The sequence below is a fragment of the Alteromonas sp. H02 genome (assembly GCF_059682525.1).
Map to the genome: position 1 here is coordinate 5118490 of NZ_CM185021.1, position 16962 is coordinate 5135451.

Annotated in this window: 15 protein-coding genes; 2 read left to right on the plus strand and 13 right to left on the minus strand. The window is 48.0% G+C overall.

Annotated elements, in window-relative coordinates; translation table 11 throughout:
• Position 1: 1 nt before the first annotated feature.
• From AC566Q_RS23650 to AC566Q_RS23675, 6 genes are all read right to left on the minus strand, one after another.
• Positions 2 to 592 (minus strand): 2-hydroxychromene-2-carboxylate isomerase, encoded by a 591-nt coding sequence (locus AC566Q_RS23650; RefSeq protein WP_499611915.1) that lies wholly within the window; start codon positions 590 to 592, stop codon positions 2 to 4.
• A gap of 15 nt (positions 593 to 607) precedes the next feature.
• Positions 608 to 1435, minus strand: a complete 828-nt coding sequence (locus tag AC566Q_RS23655) for a DODA-type extradiol aromatic ring-opening family dioxygenase (RefSeq protein ID WP_499611917.1) — start codon at positions 1433 to 1435, stop codon at positions 608 to 610.
• Positions 1436 to 1474: 39 nt separating this feature from the next.
• Positions 1475 to 1741 carry a hypothetical protein gene (locus tag AC566Q_RS23660; protein ID WP_499611919.1) on the minus strand — a complete coding sequence of 89 codons (267 nt, stop codon included), beginning with the start codon at positions 1739 to 1741 and terminating at the stop codon, positions 1475 to 1477.
• Positions 1742 to 1783: 42 nt separating this feature from the next.
• Positions 1784 to 2773: a dihydrodipicolinate synthase family protein gene (locus AC566Q_RS23665; RefSeq protein WP_499611922.1), complete on the minus strand. Its 990-nt coding sequence runs from the start codon at positions 2771 to 2773 to the stop codon at positions 1784 to 1786.
• A gap of 294 nt (positions 2774 to 3067) precedes the next feature.
• Positions 3068 to 3754, minus strand: coding sequence for a GntR family transcriptional regulator (locus AC566Q_RS23670; RefSeq protein WP_499611924.1), 687 nt, complete (start codon positions 3752 to 3754; stop codon positions 3068 to 3070).
• Between the two features lie 166 nt (positions 3755 to 3920).
• The gene (locus AC566Q_RS23675; protein WP_499611926.1) at positions 3921 to 5585 is read right to left on the minus strand and encodes a sigma 54-interacting transcriptional regulator; all 1665 of its coding nucleotides are present in this window, start codon (positions 5583 to 5585) and stop codon (positions 3921 to 3923) included.
• Positions 5586 to 5856: 271 nt separating this feature from the next.
• Between AC566Q_RS23675 and AC566Q_RS23680 the strand changes: the two genes are divergently transcribed.
• Positions 5857 to 6015 (plus strand): hypothetical protein, encoded by a 159-nt coding sequence (locus tag AC566Q_RS23680; protein ID WP_499617608.1) that lies wholly within the window; start codon positions 5857 to 5859, stop codon positions 6013 to 6015.
• Between the two features lie 24 nt (positions 6016 to 6039).
• Here AC566Q_RS23680 and feoB read toward each other — a convergent pair whose 3' ends face one another.
• Complete coding sequence (gene feoB, locus AC566Q_RS23685; RefSeq protein ID WP_499611928.1) at positions 6040 to 7860, minus strand: ferrous iron transporter B; 1821 nt, start codon at positions 7858 to 7860, stop codon at positions 6040 to 6042.
• A 24-nt stretch (positions 7861 to 7884) separates the two neighbouring features.
• Entirely contained in the window at positions 7885 to 8130 is a 246-nt protein-coding gene (locus tag AC566Q_RS23690) for a FeoA family protein (protein ID WP_489809259.1), read from the minus strand.
• A 406-nt stretch (positions 8131 to 8536) separates the two neighbouring features.
• Here AC566Q_RS23690 and AC566Q_RS23695 point away from each other — a divergent pair, with 406 nt between their 5' ends.
• Entirely contained in the window at positions 8537 to 8800 is a 264-nt protein-coding gene (locus tag AC566Q_RS23695) for a VOC family protein (RefSeq protein WP_499611930.1), read from the plus strand.
• Between the two features lie 752 nt (positions 8801 to 9552).
• Here the strand turns inward: AC566Q_RS23695 and AC566Q_RS23700 are convergent.
• The 5 genes from AC566Q_RS23700 to AC566Q_RS23720 form a co-directional block, all read right to left on the minus strand.
• Entirely contained in the window at positions 9553 to 12354 is a 2802-nt protein-coding gene (locus AC566Q_RS23700; RefSeq protein ID WP_499611932.1) for an outer membrane beta-barrel protein, read from the minus strand.
• A gap of 17 nt (positions 12355 to 12371) precedes the next feature.
• On the minus strand, positions 12372 to 12611 hold the full coding sequence (locus tag AC566Q_RS23705; RefSeq protein ID WP_499611934.1) for a hypothetical protein: 240 nt from the start codon (positions 12609 to 12611) through the stop codon (positions 12372 to 12374).
• A 477-nt stretch (positions 12612 to 13088) separates the two neighbouring features.
• Complete coding sequence (locus tag AC566Q_RS23710; protein ID WP_499611937.1) at positions 13089 to 14465, minus strand: alkaline phosphatase PhoX; 1377 nt, start codon at positions 14463 to 14465, stop codon at positions 13089 to 13091.
• A gap of 153 nt (positions 14466 to 14618) precedes the next feature.
• Positions 14619 to 15524: a DUF697 domain-containing protein gene (locus tag AC566Q_RS23715; protein ID WP_499611939.1), complete on the minus strand. Its 906-nt coding sequence runs from the start codon at positions 15522 to 15524 to the stop codon at positions 14619 to 14621.
• Positions 15525 to 15526: 2 nt separating this feature from the next.
• Entirely contained in the window at positions 15527 to 16906 is a 1380-nt protein-coding gene (locus tag AC566Q_RS23720) for a YcjX family protein (protein ID WP_499611941.1), read from the minus strand.
• Between the last annotated feature and the right edge of the window lie 56 nt (positions 16907 to 16962).

The window sequence follows — 16962 nt, forward strand, 5'->3', positions numbered from 1 at the left end:
ATCAACTGATATGTTCGAGATATTCTTCGACGAAATCGAGCCTGTCATTCCCCCACCACATATGACCATCGACGATCACCGTCGGCACCCCAAACACGCCTTTTTTAATCGCGTCGTCGGTATATTGTCCATAGCGCTGCGTCGCTGCAGCAGAATAAATAAACCCTTGAAAGTCATCGTTTTTCCACCCCATCTGTGACGCAACACGACCAAGCAGCTCAATATCATCGGGTGCGCCGCCCTCTCCCCAGGTATGGCGAAAAGCAGTCGCCACATACTGAGCAGACTGATCACGATCAATGGCATACAATAATCCCACATTCAGCAGGTGAGAATTATGGTTCTTTACCGGCGTCAGTGCGATATCGTAGCGCTTGGCCCAGCGTTGCAGATCGGTCATCAAGTAATGCAGCTTGACCGGCAAGCTGCGGTTACTCGGACCATCATTACCAATGGCGAGTTTGGCTTTGCTCAAATCGATGGCTTTGTAGGCAACAGAGACATCATACTTCTGTGCAATCTTAGCCAACCGATGAGACGCCAAATACGCAAACGGACTCATCAAATCGAAAAAGAATTCAATTTTGGTCATGGTTTTCGATTCACCTCAGGCAGCGCTCATTTCCATAAAGCCGCAACCGCAAACCCACTCAGGCACCGACTGATAGGCGATGATCTCCCCTTTCCAGCCTTCGAGTATGCCCATTGCACAGATCCAGTTTTTGATTTCAAGACCACCGTTGCCAGCCTGCTCAAGGATCTCTTCGTCTGACATCGCTACCAGTGCTTGTACATTACCCTGCTTAACATACGTCATCACCTGCTCATCCCAGGCTGAATTGACTTCGCCCATGCGGGCCATACCAGGCCAGTGACTGAGACCACCGGTACCGAATACGGCGATACGTTCATTACCTTCCCAGCAAGCGATAGCTTGCGCAATAGATTGGCCAATCTGGTACGCACGGGCGCTGTGAATGAACGGCTCTACTCCGGAATTAAGATAAATCGGGATACTGCGTAGTCCATCTACCGGTTTGATCGTGTATTGGATCGGGATCATTGCCGAGTGATCAATCAATAACGCCTTGGACACCGACCAATCTACACCATTGGCATGACCATAGTTCATGATATGAGTAGCCAGGGGTTCGTTATTGGCAATTTGCTCCCTGGGTATATTTAACCAATGTTCCCAAGGTCCTTCAATGTCACCAATACCGATTAAACAGGATGGAATGCAAGCCGGTTTGTGAATGGTATAGTGATCATCGCCAATCACAATAACGGTGTCAACGTCTAACGATTTTAGTCTATTGGCAATATCCTGAAACGCATCCATACACGCTTTTTTCTTTTCTTCTGGCGGCGCATCCGGCATCGCAGCGATAAGTGGATCATGAGGTAACATGAATCCAGCAACAACTTGAGCCATTTTAATTCTCCTAATCAAAGTACCTGTTAGCGCATAAACCTATTCAGCAGGCGTATTCATTCGTCGCATATATTCAGGAATGGATGCAGCACCCCCCTGAATGGCTTGCCAAGAGTTAAACAGTAACATCTGGCTAACCCCCTGATCGGCCATGACGCGCACGTTTAACGATGCAATTAACTGCTGTTCTTCTTCGCTAAGCGGATAATTACTCAGAAACGACGCAGCATCATCATGGAAGCTTTTCACCATATCCGGATGCGCGTGTAGATCCCATAAAGCCCGTTCTATTGTGTTATTGCTCATGATTACACCTCTCATATAAAATCAAGATTTCGATTCAAACGTTTAGCAACTGCGTAGCTTTTCATTGAGAGCCTTAAGTGCCAAGCCGGATTGTTGGGCACCTTTCAAATATTCCTTGGGAATGATATGGTAGGGCGAACGACACGGTCCGGCATTTACCCACCCAGCAGCGTTCATCCGGCCCTTCTCAAGGCCAACGTTGTATTTAGAGAATTCAGAAAATTCACCTTTGGGAAAGAATCCGCGATCACACGCACTGATTTGCATCGCTATATCCTTTGCTTTGCTCCAATCTCCGGTTTGCTTCGCTTCAGCTACTCTATCTCGTAAGGTTAAGGCTGGTAACGGCCCGCATAGCGCACCACTCGACCAAAATGCCGTCATTCTATCCGGATCGATACGAGCGGCCGCGTAATAATCGTTTTCATTTGGTAAAAAACGTATATTAGGAGCAAGTTCAAGATCTGCGGCGAGCATGCCGATGCCTAAGTATTTACACGTCACAACTTGTGGCAGCTTACTCATTGCCGCCCAAAACGGACGAGGAAATTCAAATTTGAATGCTTCGCTATTGGCATATACTGCAATTGCAGTATCAGGGCATGCCTCAGTCACATCGTAAAAAAAATTAACCGCCGTAGGCAAATCATTTTTAACCCACATAGGCACTCCTAGCATCGTGCCACTGACACCTATATCATGCATAACTCGGGTCTGCTCAACAACTTCACGTGTGTTCAAGGCGGTTGTGCCTGCAAAGAAAGGCACACGACCACGAATAGTATCTACCACACAACTAACAAATGCCTTTTTTTCCTCCCACAACAGGCTGTGCGCCTCACCATAGGTGCCTAAACTGAGAATACCATCTACACCAGAATCGATAAGCGCCTCAACAATGCGAACAGTTTCATCCAGGTCAACCGTATCACGGGCTCGCCAATCTGATGCGTTGCTTTTAGCAGGGGTAGGTAAAATTGGCCAAGCACCGTTAATACCACTGGCGTCAATTCTTAGTTTTGGTTGAGACATTATAGATTATGCTCCAAATGTTAATGAAACTTTAAAATTTCAACTAAAATTCTAGTATATCAATGAAGAGGGCGTTGTCAACGAAATTACGCGCCACTAGTGGTAATTCACAAGAGCGTAGAATTCGATATCCGTAAGGAAGTACAAGAAGTCTTATAAGTTGCGTAAAAACATAGAGAATTGCTGGGTCGATGAACACGAAAAATACAACAATGTGCTATTTTGCTAATTCAGTTCGCTATTCTGATAGAGATATAGTAAACGGTCGGGATAACAACCAAAGAAATACATTTATTAACGGTTTGTGCTCTCTTCAGGAAGAATACCCACTCTGGATGGTTTGGAAAACACATGATTGAACATAAGTTCTTCTGATCGCTTGGCGTCTCTTTCCCTTATCGCTTGCATGATTTGGTCACGTTGCTTATTAGCGATTTCGATTTGAGTTTTACCTAACAATGGTGCCGTTTGCCAAAGCAAAAAGTCGGCCATATTCCAGAAACTTGAAATTCGCCAATCCAGTGAAGGCGAGTGAGCCATTTGTCGCACGGTATGATGCCAGATCCTAACGAGTTTCGCGTAATCTTTAGCCAACCCCTTTTGCGGCATAGGGCAATCTATTAACTGTTCAAATACCTGCTCTAATACTGTAAGCTGTGAGATGTCAAAGCGCTCTGCAGCGAGCGAAGCTGTCACGCCTTCCATTCGTGCAAACATCAGAAAAAAATCACTGATTTCAGCAACTGAAGGTGAAACCACTCTACACCCCACTTGTGGGGTAATAATAATAAACCCTTGAGCCCTCAATTGGCCTAATGCAGCTCGCATTGGCTGCAAGCTTACATTAAACTCCTCGGCTAATTCGGCTTGAGACAGCCTCTCCCCAAATTTGTAGTAACCTTTAGCAAAACGGCTTTCTAGTTCTGCGAATACTGCACCTGATTTACCAGACAATAAATTGGGCATATGAGAGATATTCATATTTAAAATAACTTTGCGCTCGTTTATTTATTATTTATCATCATGATAAATCAAAAAATCTAGTTAACAACCAAACCGTGGCTGAAAATATTTATAATATTGCCTCACGCACTAAACTTAGTCAACGCTAACAAATCTTTATGATAATTCGTTAATCAAGTTAAGCTTAGTCACTTTTTCTTAGTGATTTTTTCTTTAATCTATAACGTAATTGAGGGCTAGTCATGCCTAAATTTCTCGCCGCCAATGCATAGACACCATCAGCTTCGTCTACCGCTTGTTGCAAAATCATGTTTTCTAATTGCTCAAAAGTAAGGCCAGTGTTAACCAATTGTTCGATCAAAAGCTGGTTTTTATCCTTATTCTCGACTTTGCCGGTATTGCTGACTTCCAGTTCATCAACCATACTCGTATTTTCGATCATCAGAAAAGCGTGTTCGATCATTTTGTTTTCAGGAGTTAGTACCATTGAGCGTTCAATAACGTTCTCTAGCTCGCGAATATTCCCGGGCCAGTCATGCTTTAATAACGCCTGCATGCTGCGCTCGGAAATTCCGGTAATATTGCGCTTATGACGACGATTGATTTTGCTTATTATTGCATTCACCAATAGCGGAATGTCACTGGCGCGTTGCCGTAATGCAGGCACATTAACAGGAAACACGCACAACCTGAAATAGAGGTCAGCACGGAATAACCCCTTTTGTACCGCCGCTTTCAGATCCACATTGGTCGCCGCAATCACGCGAATATCAACCTTTCTGACACTATCGTCACCTAAGCGTTCGACTTCCCCTTCTTGCAACACCCTGAGTAATTTGACCTGCGCCGATAATGGCAGATCACCTATTTCGTCAAGGAAGATCGTACCGCCGTGGGCGCGTTCAAATTTGCCGGCCCGGGACGCCGTCGCACCGGTGTAGGCACCCCGCTCAGCGCCAAACAACTCTGACTCCAGCAGGTCGTGGGGAATCGCGGCACAATTAACCGGTACAAAAGGACCCAGTTTTCGATTGCTCATTTGATGTATGGCATCGGCTAAAATCCCTTTGCCGACCCCGGTTTCTCCTAATAACAACACGGTAACATCAGTATTCGCGGCCTGACGAGCCAGAGTATAAGCATCTGTAAAGGCAAGAGATTGGCCAATCAAATCAGGATTAAATGCACGATCCTGTTGTTGCAGGGCAGAACGTTTGGTGTTCTCCGCTATCGCGAGTCGTTGCTGTTGGGTGGTTCTAAATTGCTCAACCGGATTTTCATCTGACCATTCCTCAGCGGGCTTACCCACCAATATACAAGTCTTGCTACCGCAGGCAGCACAACTGGTTTCATGAAAGACAATCGAACGGCCCATAAATGTTGACGTAAACCCGGAAGCATAACCGGTTTGCATCCAGCAAACCGGTGTATCGCTGTGACCATGTTCACGTAAGTGGGTATCAGCCTCCCAAATATGTTCAGCGGAGAACTCACCATAGAAATGACCAGTCCTCGGATCAATTTCCAGGTGTAACGGCGTGACTCGCGCACTGCCTTCCAACATAACGAGTTGCGGCCCCGCCGCAAACATCTCAATAGCACTTCGGCTACCACGTAATCGACTCGCTACCTCGGCATCCCGGATCCCTGCTTCAAAACCTATCTGTGTCATAAAGGACTGAAACGATTTTTCATCAAGCACTGCCATTAAACGCTTTCGAATACTGGCCAGCGACGCAGCATGCATCAACATTACCCGGTTTTCGCCCAGCCATATCTGGCCTGATTCCGCCGAAAAACGCAATAGCTTTAGCAGATCATCGAGTTTTGGATACGAGAAGTTATTCACTATTTAGTCCTTTAACACCAATTAAATATTACCGCGGGGCCCATCACAGGCCACTCACAAGTTGCAACCATATCATCACAATTTAAAAGCATGAGATGATATAGTCGCAATCATGCTAACACAAATTCATAAGCTGTTAACATATAAACCTATAAAATGTAACGAAATTTCTCCTTTTTGAGATCTGTGGCATGAACAAGGCACTATCAGGGAGCCACAACCAGCATTATCAACCCGGTGGCTGGCTGAAGCCGCCAATGCCGGTAACCCGATTGCTCAGTATCATTATGGCATGGCGCTGATTAATGGCGTCGGTATAACCAAACAGCCGCAATCGGGCATACAATGGATAGCCGAGGCAGCTAAACAGGGAGAAGTGTTAGCCATAAAGCATTTAGCACAAACCCGCTGCCTTAACGCGCATTGCTAGTAATCCTATTAATTAAGCGGTCTGTTAAAGCAGACCGCCTATCTGGTTAACCGCCACCGCAATCGCGTAAGCCAGTAATCCGTATGCCACATATAAGCCCCAGGACAGTTTACTGCTGCCACTTTCGCCTTTCAGCATGGCCACCGTTGCTACACACTGCAAAGCCACCACATAAAACAGCATCAGACCGAGACCGGCTTCAGTTGTCATGCCATCAGCCTGTACCCGCTCGGCAAGACCGGCTACATCTTCATCTGCGCCTTCCAGGCCAAACAGAGTCCCCAGCGCGCCTACAAAGACTTCACGGGCCAGGAATGACATCAGTATGGCTACACCGTAACGCCAGTCGAGTCCCATCGGCGTAAAGATAGGTTCAATAAAGTGCCCGATCTGACCCAGCCAGGAGTTTTGTAGCGTTGAATTCAGAGGGAAATAACCTAAAATCCAGATCCCCACCGACACCATAAAAATAATCGGACCGGCGCGCTTGATAAACATAATGCCGCTGTTTAACACGCGTTGGAACAGTGGTTTCCAGTGCGGCAAGCGGTATGTTGGCAGTTCCAGAATAAACGGCATATCGGTTTTTTCCAGATCCCGGGGTAAAAAACGATTAAGGATCTGACTGACCACCAGAGCCATAAAAATACCAAAGAAATACAAACCAAAGAACGCCGCGCCCTGCATATTGAAAATGCCCAGGAACGTCTCATTAGCAGGCACCAACACTGCCACTAACAGAGCATATACCGGCAAGCGCGCCGAGCATGACATCAGCGGAATAGTGAGCATGGTGATCAGGCGTTTATGGGGTGATTCAATGGTGCGTGCCGCCATGATGGCTGGAATGGCACAGGCATGACCGGATAAATACGGAATAAAGCTGCGCCCGGAAAGCCCGAAGAAACTCAACGGCCGATGACACATTAACGCCGCCCGGGCCAGATAGCCGGAGTCTTCCAGCAGGCCAATGATAAGGGTAAGTACCATTATCTGTGGTACAAACACCAAAAAGGAACCAAAACCACCAAAGATGGCATCGTTAATAAAGTCGTTAACCACACCTTCGGCAGTGACCGCGCCCACACCGCCAGCCAGGGTTTCGATAAAGCTTTCCACCCCGTCCATTAGCGGTGTAGCCAGGGTAAAAATACTCTGGAACAGCACAAACATGACGGCAATAAAGATAAGGCCGCCGGTCCAGTTGTTGAGCATGAAATTGTCGATACGATTCTGGTTTCTCAGTACGATATCGTGCTGAATGCCGAAGTCCCGGGCCAGTTCCTGACTGCGCTCGGCAGCATCCGCATGAGGTGTGCTATCGTTTGTAACATAACGCTCTGGTTCACCAGCCATGCCCAGTAAGCTTTGCTTAAACTCGTGTAAACCATCCAAAGAACGAGCCGACAGCGCTAATACCGGACTGCCCAGGGCTTTCGACAAACCATCTGTATCGATGGTTTCGCCCACACGCTTAACTTCATCAATAAAGTTAAGGGCAAACATCACCGGTTTGTTATGCTCAAAAGCAAGTCGCTGAACCTGCAGGCCCATCACCAGACTCTGCGCCAACCGTGTGGCATCCAGCACCACCAGCACCATCGAGGTGTCATCGTCAGCTACCGAGCGTTTAATTTCATCAACTGCGATCACTTCGTCACGGGTTAAACCGTTTAACGAATACGCGCCAGGTAAATCTACCAGCTCGAATTTGTCACACTTGCCGCGCGTGATTTCGACAGTGATACCTGGATAGTTAGCGACTTTCTGGCGTAACCCGGTAAGCTGGTTAAACAGCAAACTCTTACCACAGTTGGGTTTACCTACCATTAAAATGCGTTGCATGAATACGGCTGTCCTGAATCTAGACTAACTGGATATTTCAGTCAGTGGGGAAATCTGAATACGGGTGGCCAGGTCGTGCTCCATAGCAAAAACACTTCCACCTAACTGCATGACCATTGGCCCACCTAAGGGACCGCGTCGGATACACTGCACATCACGACCTGTGGAAAGGCCCATTTCGCTCAGGCGGTCAATAATTTGTTGATCGAGGGAGGCGTCAATTTGAGTAACCTTGGCAGATTTTGACTTACCTAATTCCCATAACGTCATACTAAAAACACCTAATCAGTGGCACCTGCTGGCCAAAAAACTGTGCAGCGGTCACCCGCGCACCACTTAAATAACAATCATTCCCATTTAGACTACCAGAATTTGACCAGTCAGGCTATAGCAGACCGGTTTTTGTTAACCCCTGATAGACTATTTGTTGAGATTAGCCGATTTCGCCCCATATGTTTGGTAGCACACAGACCGGGTTAATAGGGATAAATAGTCATTCCCGCCGGGGACTTCTTGCTCTACACTATTCTGCAAGCCAATGGGGCCTGTTAATAACAAGGAATTTTATATGATCGCTTACACTATCGTTGGTACCAACAATATTGAAAAGGCCGCTGCCTTTTACGACGAACTTTGAAGTCTGGCAGGTGCTCAGCGCGCTATTGACGCACCGCGCATGATTGCCTGGGGCAATAACCCCGCCGCGCCCATGTTCGCCATCGCAACCCCTTATGATGAAAAGCCAGCGACCGTGGGTAACGGTAGCATGGTGGCAATTGCTGCTACTGATCCTGATCAGGTAAATGCATTTTATGCCAAAGCAATTGAATTAGGTGGTACGACAGAAGGCGAACCCGGCGTGCGAATGGACGCATACTACTGTGCTTATGTTCGTGACCTGGACGGCAATAAGCTGAATTTCTTCTGCATGGCGAACTAATCAGCAGATCGAGTAGGAGGGAGTTTCGCAACTCCCGTCCTCTCACACCACCGGGCATACGGTTCCGTACCACGGCGGTTCCTGTCTGTATTGACCATAGTCAATACCTGAGTCTGTTTCGTTCATCGTGTCGCCGCTTTATCGTTTAGAACTCCGCAAACACCGCCCAGGTTTCCGACCCTTCTTGTATATTTGTCCCGGAGCAATGATTCTTCATTGCCTTGTGTCCCGATAACGCGAGAGCACGCGTGACTTGCCGCTCGTGACAGGTTCAGCCCTTCGTGCTATCGGTTTCATAGCACTACTACGGCGTCTGCTGACTTCTGATATTCCATCCCGACACCTCGCGATGTCAGTAGCTCTATAGCAGAATATCAGACCTCCCGGGGTAATTCGCGCGACCTTCCTGCTTATGCCTGTCGGCTCTACGTTGCTGCATTCCGTGCAAGTATTGGGCTTTAGTGATAATGGCCACCTCACCCTGCAACAACGCCTAAACCGCTTCCTGTTCGTCAGGCCAGCATTTTGCCTTCGGCTTCCTTCAGATTTCACCTCACGATGAACACCCTTGCCGTTCGGCTAGCACTTCCCCTTGCCGGGTGTGCAGAGGACTTCCACCTCCAAGTCATCAACTCACCACCACAGTGAGTCGAACAGTGCTAAAGCACTACGCGCCATGCCCGGCGCACCACAAAAAAAGCCACCTCAAAGAGGTGGCTCAACCGTCGTGAGTCAACGAGGTTATACGGAAATCAGAACTTCACGCCTACAGCCAGCTGAACACGGCGTGGGTTGTAGTAACTACGCGCTTCACCAAAGTTGTCATCGGTCAGGTACGGGTTGTAGTTATATCCGGTTTGCTTATCGAACACGTTAAACAGATCCGCTCTGAAACGGGCAGTATAACCTTCAACAAACTCCCAGTTTTGCGTGTAACTTAGGTCCACCTGCCAGTGGCTGGCACCACGGCGGCTGCCGGCAGGTTCAGCATAACGGCTGGTATGTGAAGTTGCATAACCATAACCAGTGCCATCCCAGGCAGTCCAGGCTTCACCCGATTGGAAAATAAAGTAAGCGCCCATAATACCTTCCCAGTCAGTGGTATAGGTGCTGATAACTTTAACTTTATGTGGCTTATCAGCCGCTAACTTTCCATAGCGGTTATCCCATGGCATACGACCACGGCCGTCCCCATAGTATGACGAACCGATAAAGGTGTTCGCATCATTAGTTGACGTTGTGTTGTCGTGGTCAAAGTTACCGTAGTAATGGCTCCATACATAAGACGCGTTTACATACCATTTGTCATCTTGGTATTCCGCCTCCATGCTCCATTCCCAGTATTTGGTCTGGCCGCCATCAACTTCGGCAATCACATAACTGGAACCGCCTACTTCATCACGCATTGCACCCAGGTTAGGGATATAATCACCTTTTGCTGCAATATCCGCAGGTACCTGACCGATATCACCATACTTGCCATACGAACGCGCACCGTTAGGCATATCTTCCCAGAAGTGACTACCGTAGCGATAACGAACGTGTGAACGCAGGAACAATTCGCTAGTAACCAGTTTAGTGGTACCAATGGTGAACTCATCAATACGACGCGGCTTCATGTTATCGGCGAAGAACTTACCTGATGATCCTGCAGCTGGATCAAAGTCAATGTAGTTGCCGTCTTGGTCGAAGTTCACATCTAGGTCACGCTGGGTATTTCGAGCCCACGACGCAGCACGCGGAAGTGAACTGGCATTGGGGTTATAACTGGCATAGTTTGCAAATACCGTTGAGGAATCTTCATATTCCCAGGTAACGCCTAAACGCGGCTGGATCATATCTTTCCAGTCAGTTTTATACATTTCGTATTTCGCGCCAGGCGCTAACTCATAGCCTGATACATTTGCGCTGTTTTTACGCAGCCCCTGACCATAAAACGTGTCCCGGCTCACCATAACGCCAATATTGTAGGTAAAGTCACCGTGCTCAATTTCGTCATTGATTTCAAAATCGAGTGATTCAATAGAAGACTTGATAGGAGGTACCGTTTCACCATTCTGCAACAAGCTCATTTGCTGAATTGTTGCCTGGTAATATACATCGGTTCTATCTGGGTCAACGTCTGTCCCTAATCCACCTATGAGTCTGACGTTACCCCAACCGTTAGACAGACGAGCAAGCTCTTCTTCGCCCTCTGACCAGCGCGCACCAAAATGCAGGAAGTGAGTCATATCACCAGTATAAAGTTCGGTATCAAAACCAATCTGGAACGCTTCACGATTATACTCAGTGGTATTATAAGTAGGGTACGCGCCGACACCGCCGCCGCCGCTTAATTCGCCATCGTCATCAATGTAGCCGTACTGCTGAACATAGCCAGCTGCCAGCGCGTTGAAGATATCATACTCGGCCATTTCTTCTGGCGTAGCATTTGCCGGATAGTCACGCTCACTGGGCACTAAAAAGTAACCAAGCTGATCCATATTGGCAATATCTAACGAATCGCCAAGTGCTGGTGTAAATCCAAATTCAACATCAGGGCCTTCAACCCCTTCATCGGTATATTTCGAATATTTAAAAGTAAGGCTGGATGTATCACCTAACAGCCATGAACCATCAACTGCGGTGATTTTACTTTTAGATTCGCCACCACGGGAAACGCTATCGGTTTCGAACTCGCCGATTGACGCACCTTCTTCCTCGATGTCGGTATTACGGTGACTAACATTGATCAGAATGTCGTCAGTTGGTGCCCAGGTTAATTTACCATAATATTCATCACGAACTCGCTTATAAGATTTCGCCGGACCGTAAGCGGTTTGTTTATCTTCACCGGTGGTTTCAGGACGATAATACGAGCCGTAAAAAAACAATTGGTCCTGAATAATCGGACCGCTCACTGAGCCAATAATCCAACTGTTATCAACGTCACTGATGACACCATCTGTAGGTGTTGCAGTAAAGTCCGCATTCTGAATGCGGTATTCTAGGCTGCCGTGGAAGTCATTGGTACCTGACTTGGTGACAGAGTTAACATTTACGCCACCAGCACGGTTAAAACCAATGGCTTTTGAACCACCACGGTCTACCGAAACATAGGAGATATCGTGGGTTGAAGGTGATGAAGATAAGTTACCAAACATCGGCAGGGATAAATCCACACCATCCAATGCATAGCTGTTATCCACGCCCGAACCACCAGCTGAGGGGCCCAGTACGCCGTTTTCAGTATATTCTACACCCGGCAAAATTTTCAGCATGTCACGATAAGACTGACCAATGGGCATGTTAGCAATAACGTCTTCGCCGAACGAGTTAGTCAGCGATGAATCACCTTCTGTAACAATAGCAGTACCATATACTTCAATGCGTTCAGCCTGCATGGGTTCAAAAGCAAAATTAACCACAGATGCCTGTTCCAGCAGAACCTTAGTATTGGTTTTACGCACTGAACCATCTGCGAAGGTGAAAGTAACGTCGTAGTTGCCAGGGAGCAGATACGGCAGCGTGAACGTACCATCGGGACGGGTTGTTGTACTACGCGGTTTTGGCATCACATCACTGGTAACTACTACCTGCACACCACTAACGGCAACATCCCCCCCGGTGCTGTTACGGTACCTTTAATACTCCCGGTAATTTGCTGTGCCTGAACAGGTGCGCAGATACCCGCAGCCACTGCACCGGCAAACATAACGGCAGCAGTAGAGGTTGAACGATTTTTCCAGGATTGACGAATTGCCTGACGAATCTGACCAGACAGATACTGCCCGGCAAATTTCGCCTTGATTGACGTGAGTTCGTTATTCATGAGTGTGACCCTTTTGCTGTTTTTAGTGCGGCTAAATTACCACTTATGGTCAACATTTAACCCACAGCACGACCACACGTCAAGAATAATTTTTTCTAATTATTCATATTTTTTGAAATATTTTATCCCATATCAAGAATAATTTTCTGCTCAAAGCGTTTATTTATTCTAGTCAAATACAAAACTTCCTCGCCGGAATCACGTTGATATCGGCAATACATTATAAAATAGCCAAAAATTCAAAATTTAATCAAATAAATTCATAAGCTTAAAATTTGAGCGACCAAAGTAAACAAATAACGTTTTTATATCTTTTCAGGGGTTAATCAGCTTACCATTATTCGCAAACGTGATTAATTATTACACAGGAATAGCTTATTCGCAGGAATAGAAATATTAATTATTCCTAATAAACCAACTAAATTTATTCCGAATTTATCACGGCAACCGGAGGGCTGGCTGCCGTGTTTTGAAAGCTTACGAGTTCCGGTGATTCCAGGGCCCCGAAATCGCCAGGGTTTTGGCAGGCGAATAGAGATTCACAAACAGCGTTTTGCCATCCGGCGAGAAGCACGCCCCGGCCAACTCGGTTTGCAAAGCCAGCCGCGCAAAAGGATACACCTCACCGGCTGGCGTCACACCTCGTAAATGATTATCCACAATGGCGGTGTACTGATCTTCACAAATAATCAAATGACCATTAGGCGTAACCGTAAGGTTATCACCGAAGTTAAGCAGTTGGCTGTCGGCACTCTCTACAAACAACTGCAAAGCACCCGGCGCGTCACTTTCTCCCGGGCTGCCCTCATAGACGGAAGGCTTGTAAGCCATTACCTGTCCCAGCTTTTTGTGCCCGCCGTTGGTACAGCAGAAATACAACCGGTCTTCTGCCCAGTGAATGCCTTCGCCGCGGGCAAACAACGCTGCGCCTGCCTGATACCCTTGTTTACGCAGATCATCTTCAGCACTGTCGGGCGAAGTAATATCCACCCAACTAACATCCAGCCACTCACCTACCGGCATTTCACGTTTGTTCCAGTTACGAGAGTCAAACTTTGGATAGCCTTTAACGGCCAGCGCCTGCAACTGACCACCGGCGGCCAGATTACCGTATTCATTGGGGATTAAGCGGTACAGTAAACTGTCACCGCGGTCTTCCGTCATGTAAACAATACCGCTTTCAGGATCCACACAGGCAGCTTCATGATTAAACCGCCCCAGTGCTTTGAGCGGTTTAGCCTCAACCAGTCCGTTTGCGTTGGCGGGCACTTCAAATACATAACCGTGATATTTATTACCATCGTCAGAAGGTGTATCAACGCTTTCTTCACAGGTAAGCCAGCTTCCCCACGGCGTAATGCCACCAGAGCAGTTTCGCACCGTGCCTATAAGACTCAGATATTCCTGCTCTTTGTTGCCAGTTTTCGTATTGTAAACAAGAGTGGTAGTGCCACCCGGCAAGGCTTCATTACGTCTATTGTTGTCGTAAGCCAAGGCAGATTTAAACGGCGTCGGCTGGCCGGGCCCGAATTCCGTTAAATGCTTGGGCTGTAATTCGTGATTACGGATCAGTGCAACCCGGTTTTCATCCAGTGGCAAACAGCCCATGCCGTCGGCGCGGTCTGGTACCAGTAGTCCGTCATCCATTTTATCGCCGAAAGAAGATAAGACCTGATAAGAGAAGCCTTCGGGTAATGCCAGTACGCCCTTAGGATCGTCAATCAGCGGGCCATAACCAGCACTGGTTTTCATGGCAACATTGGTTGCCGCCATGGGCTGTCGGAAAAGGCCGCCTGACATACCGGCGGCTGCCAGTGTTCCTAAGGTGACGGTAAACTGTCGTCGTGTAATCATGGTGTTCCTATATTTTTCACAGCCATTTTTGTTTTCTACGTTACATCAGTAACATGACTTTAGAATGACAAAATGGGTGTTGGTTCCTTCCAGACAACAGCGTAAACGCCCAATACGCTATTTTTACCGATAAACTACGCGCCACACTGATGGCTACTTTTCTTCTTCCAGCAAGCGCATCAGGGTTTTACCCAATCGAACATTCAGGGCCCCGGCAGCCACGGCTTCGGCAGAGTTCTCCATTAACTTGGCGGCCAGTGAGCCACTGAGCTGATTGGTCATCTCATCGGTAGCCAAATCAAAAATGCTCTGCGCGGCCAGATTCTGGGCAAGAATTTTCATCAGCTTCCAGTTCCCGGCGGTAGCCGGGCGAAGGCCGTACACTTTGGCCACCCGTTTAATGGTGCGCATGCTGATCCATAAAATCATCAGCGACTGAATTAGATGATTCGGACTAATAAACGCCATGCTACCACTGGCCATGGATTCCTTTTTCACCACTTCGCTGGCTTTGGCTTTCACCGGCTGCGCCACAAACTCACGATACATATCCACTATCTCGACACTGGAATGGTCGGCCTTTAACAGCCCGGTAAAACGCTTGTAGCACTGCTCGGCATAACTGTGGCGGGTAAACTGGCTGGCATGTAACTGCAGAGCATCCAACGTTGCCTGTCTGGAGTCATTACGCGCCAGCTCCGATAGTTTTGGCCGGCGATGAATAAACTGAGTCACCTTGCGATAGCCCCGCACCTCACCAAGAGTCATGGTAGAAACGCTAAGCACGAATACACCCAGTACCACGGCGAGCACTGAAGTGGCTACCGGCGAGGAAGCAAAATGACTTTCAATAAACGTAACCGCCTCAAATAAGCTAAACCCCACCACACAGCCAATACCGGAAAGCAGCGCCAGCCACTTAGCAGAAAAGCCCTTGTCTGGTTCAACAACAGTTAACGGCTCAGCCTCCCGTTTAGCCGGCATGGCATGATCCGGCGGCTGCATATCAATTTCCGTTTGCGTGACTTTGGAGCGATAGGTTTTTTCTGTGGTGCTCACGGTTAGTCCTCCAGTAGATACTGAAACAGCCTGTCCAGGCCATTGCCATTTAAAATGCGCGCCAGGTGATCCTTAGGCACGCCAGCCGGCAACGCCGGATAATGTTCATCAGCAGGCATGGCTTTCAACGAGTCCGGTAAGGGTTCGAAGGTCGCTTCTATATACCGCCCTTCACTATTTACGTAGCGCAGGGCCTGCTCATTTGAACCTGCATCGGTGGCCTGAATGGCCGACACTAAAAAGTGTTCAAACTGAATACCGTCTTTATCCAGCTGGGCCGTAGCGCCCCGGGTTACGTCTTTCAGCAGCGCCAGCAAGTTATCTTTCTGCGCGGCCGGAATCAGATCGCTTTTGGTGGCAACAAAGGCGACTTTGGCAATTTTTTGCTGGCGCAACAGATGGCGTTGCACCCAGCCCGGGATGCCATACACAAAGGTTTGCGCCAGATTACTCAGGGTTTCCCGCAACTGGTACAAGTGACTCTTGCTGTGATTTAAGCCCTCAAATAGATCCACCAGAATAATTTGCTTGTCTGTCTCGCGAAACGTGTTTTGTTTTAATGCTGCCAGCCAGTTTTTCTGGAACACCTCAAAATGATGGGTGAAGCGCTGGGTCCACGGGCTGGATAAATCGCTGCTGATCCGCGACGGCAAGGGCGTAAAACCGTACTCCTGCCAGTCGAAACCTGAACCGGGGATAAGAAAACTGCCGGGTTGAAGCATGGAGATGCCCTGGGCTTTGGCAGCCAGCAGGTACTCGCGGTATTTGCTGACCAACAGATTAATCGCATCGGGGGTTGGCGGCTGTTCAAAATCAAAACCGCTCACCTCTTCATGCCAGTCTTTAGCAAACTGATTCTGCGGCTCGTTCATTTGCTGTGCCCAGGCGGAGTCCGACCATTGAGTAAAGGTTTTATCCAGCATGGGTAAATCGGTGAGCCACTCGCCTGGGTAATCAATAAACTCAAATACGATATCGGTGAATGGCAACAGGTACTTTTTAACACCGTGGGTCTGGCGCAGCCGCACGGTTAACTGAAACCCAGCTACCGATTCGGTAGCCGGCGGCCATTTGCCTTTTCCCAGTGCCGCCATGTGCTCTTCTACCGGGAATTCAGGCAGGTCGCCAAGAGGCTCCACCCACATATTTTCTACCAGATCCATGGGCAGGTAACGCAGCAACGGCAGGCACTGATACTGCTGTTCACTGCGATACTTTAAAATAGTCATCAGGCTGGTAAACAGCATGGATTTACCACTGCGGCTTAAGCCGGTAATGGTAAAACGATGGCGGGACTGCATAAACCATTCGGCAAATTGTGCCGAGCCGGCATCAGACGCCCGCCTGACCGGTTTAAGCACACTGTCCAGCAAGTTTCGCATGGTTTTCCTCCCGCCCTTGTATACTGCTATATCCCTGATATGTATTACTTAACGTG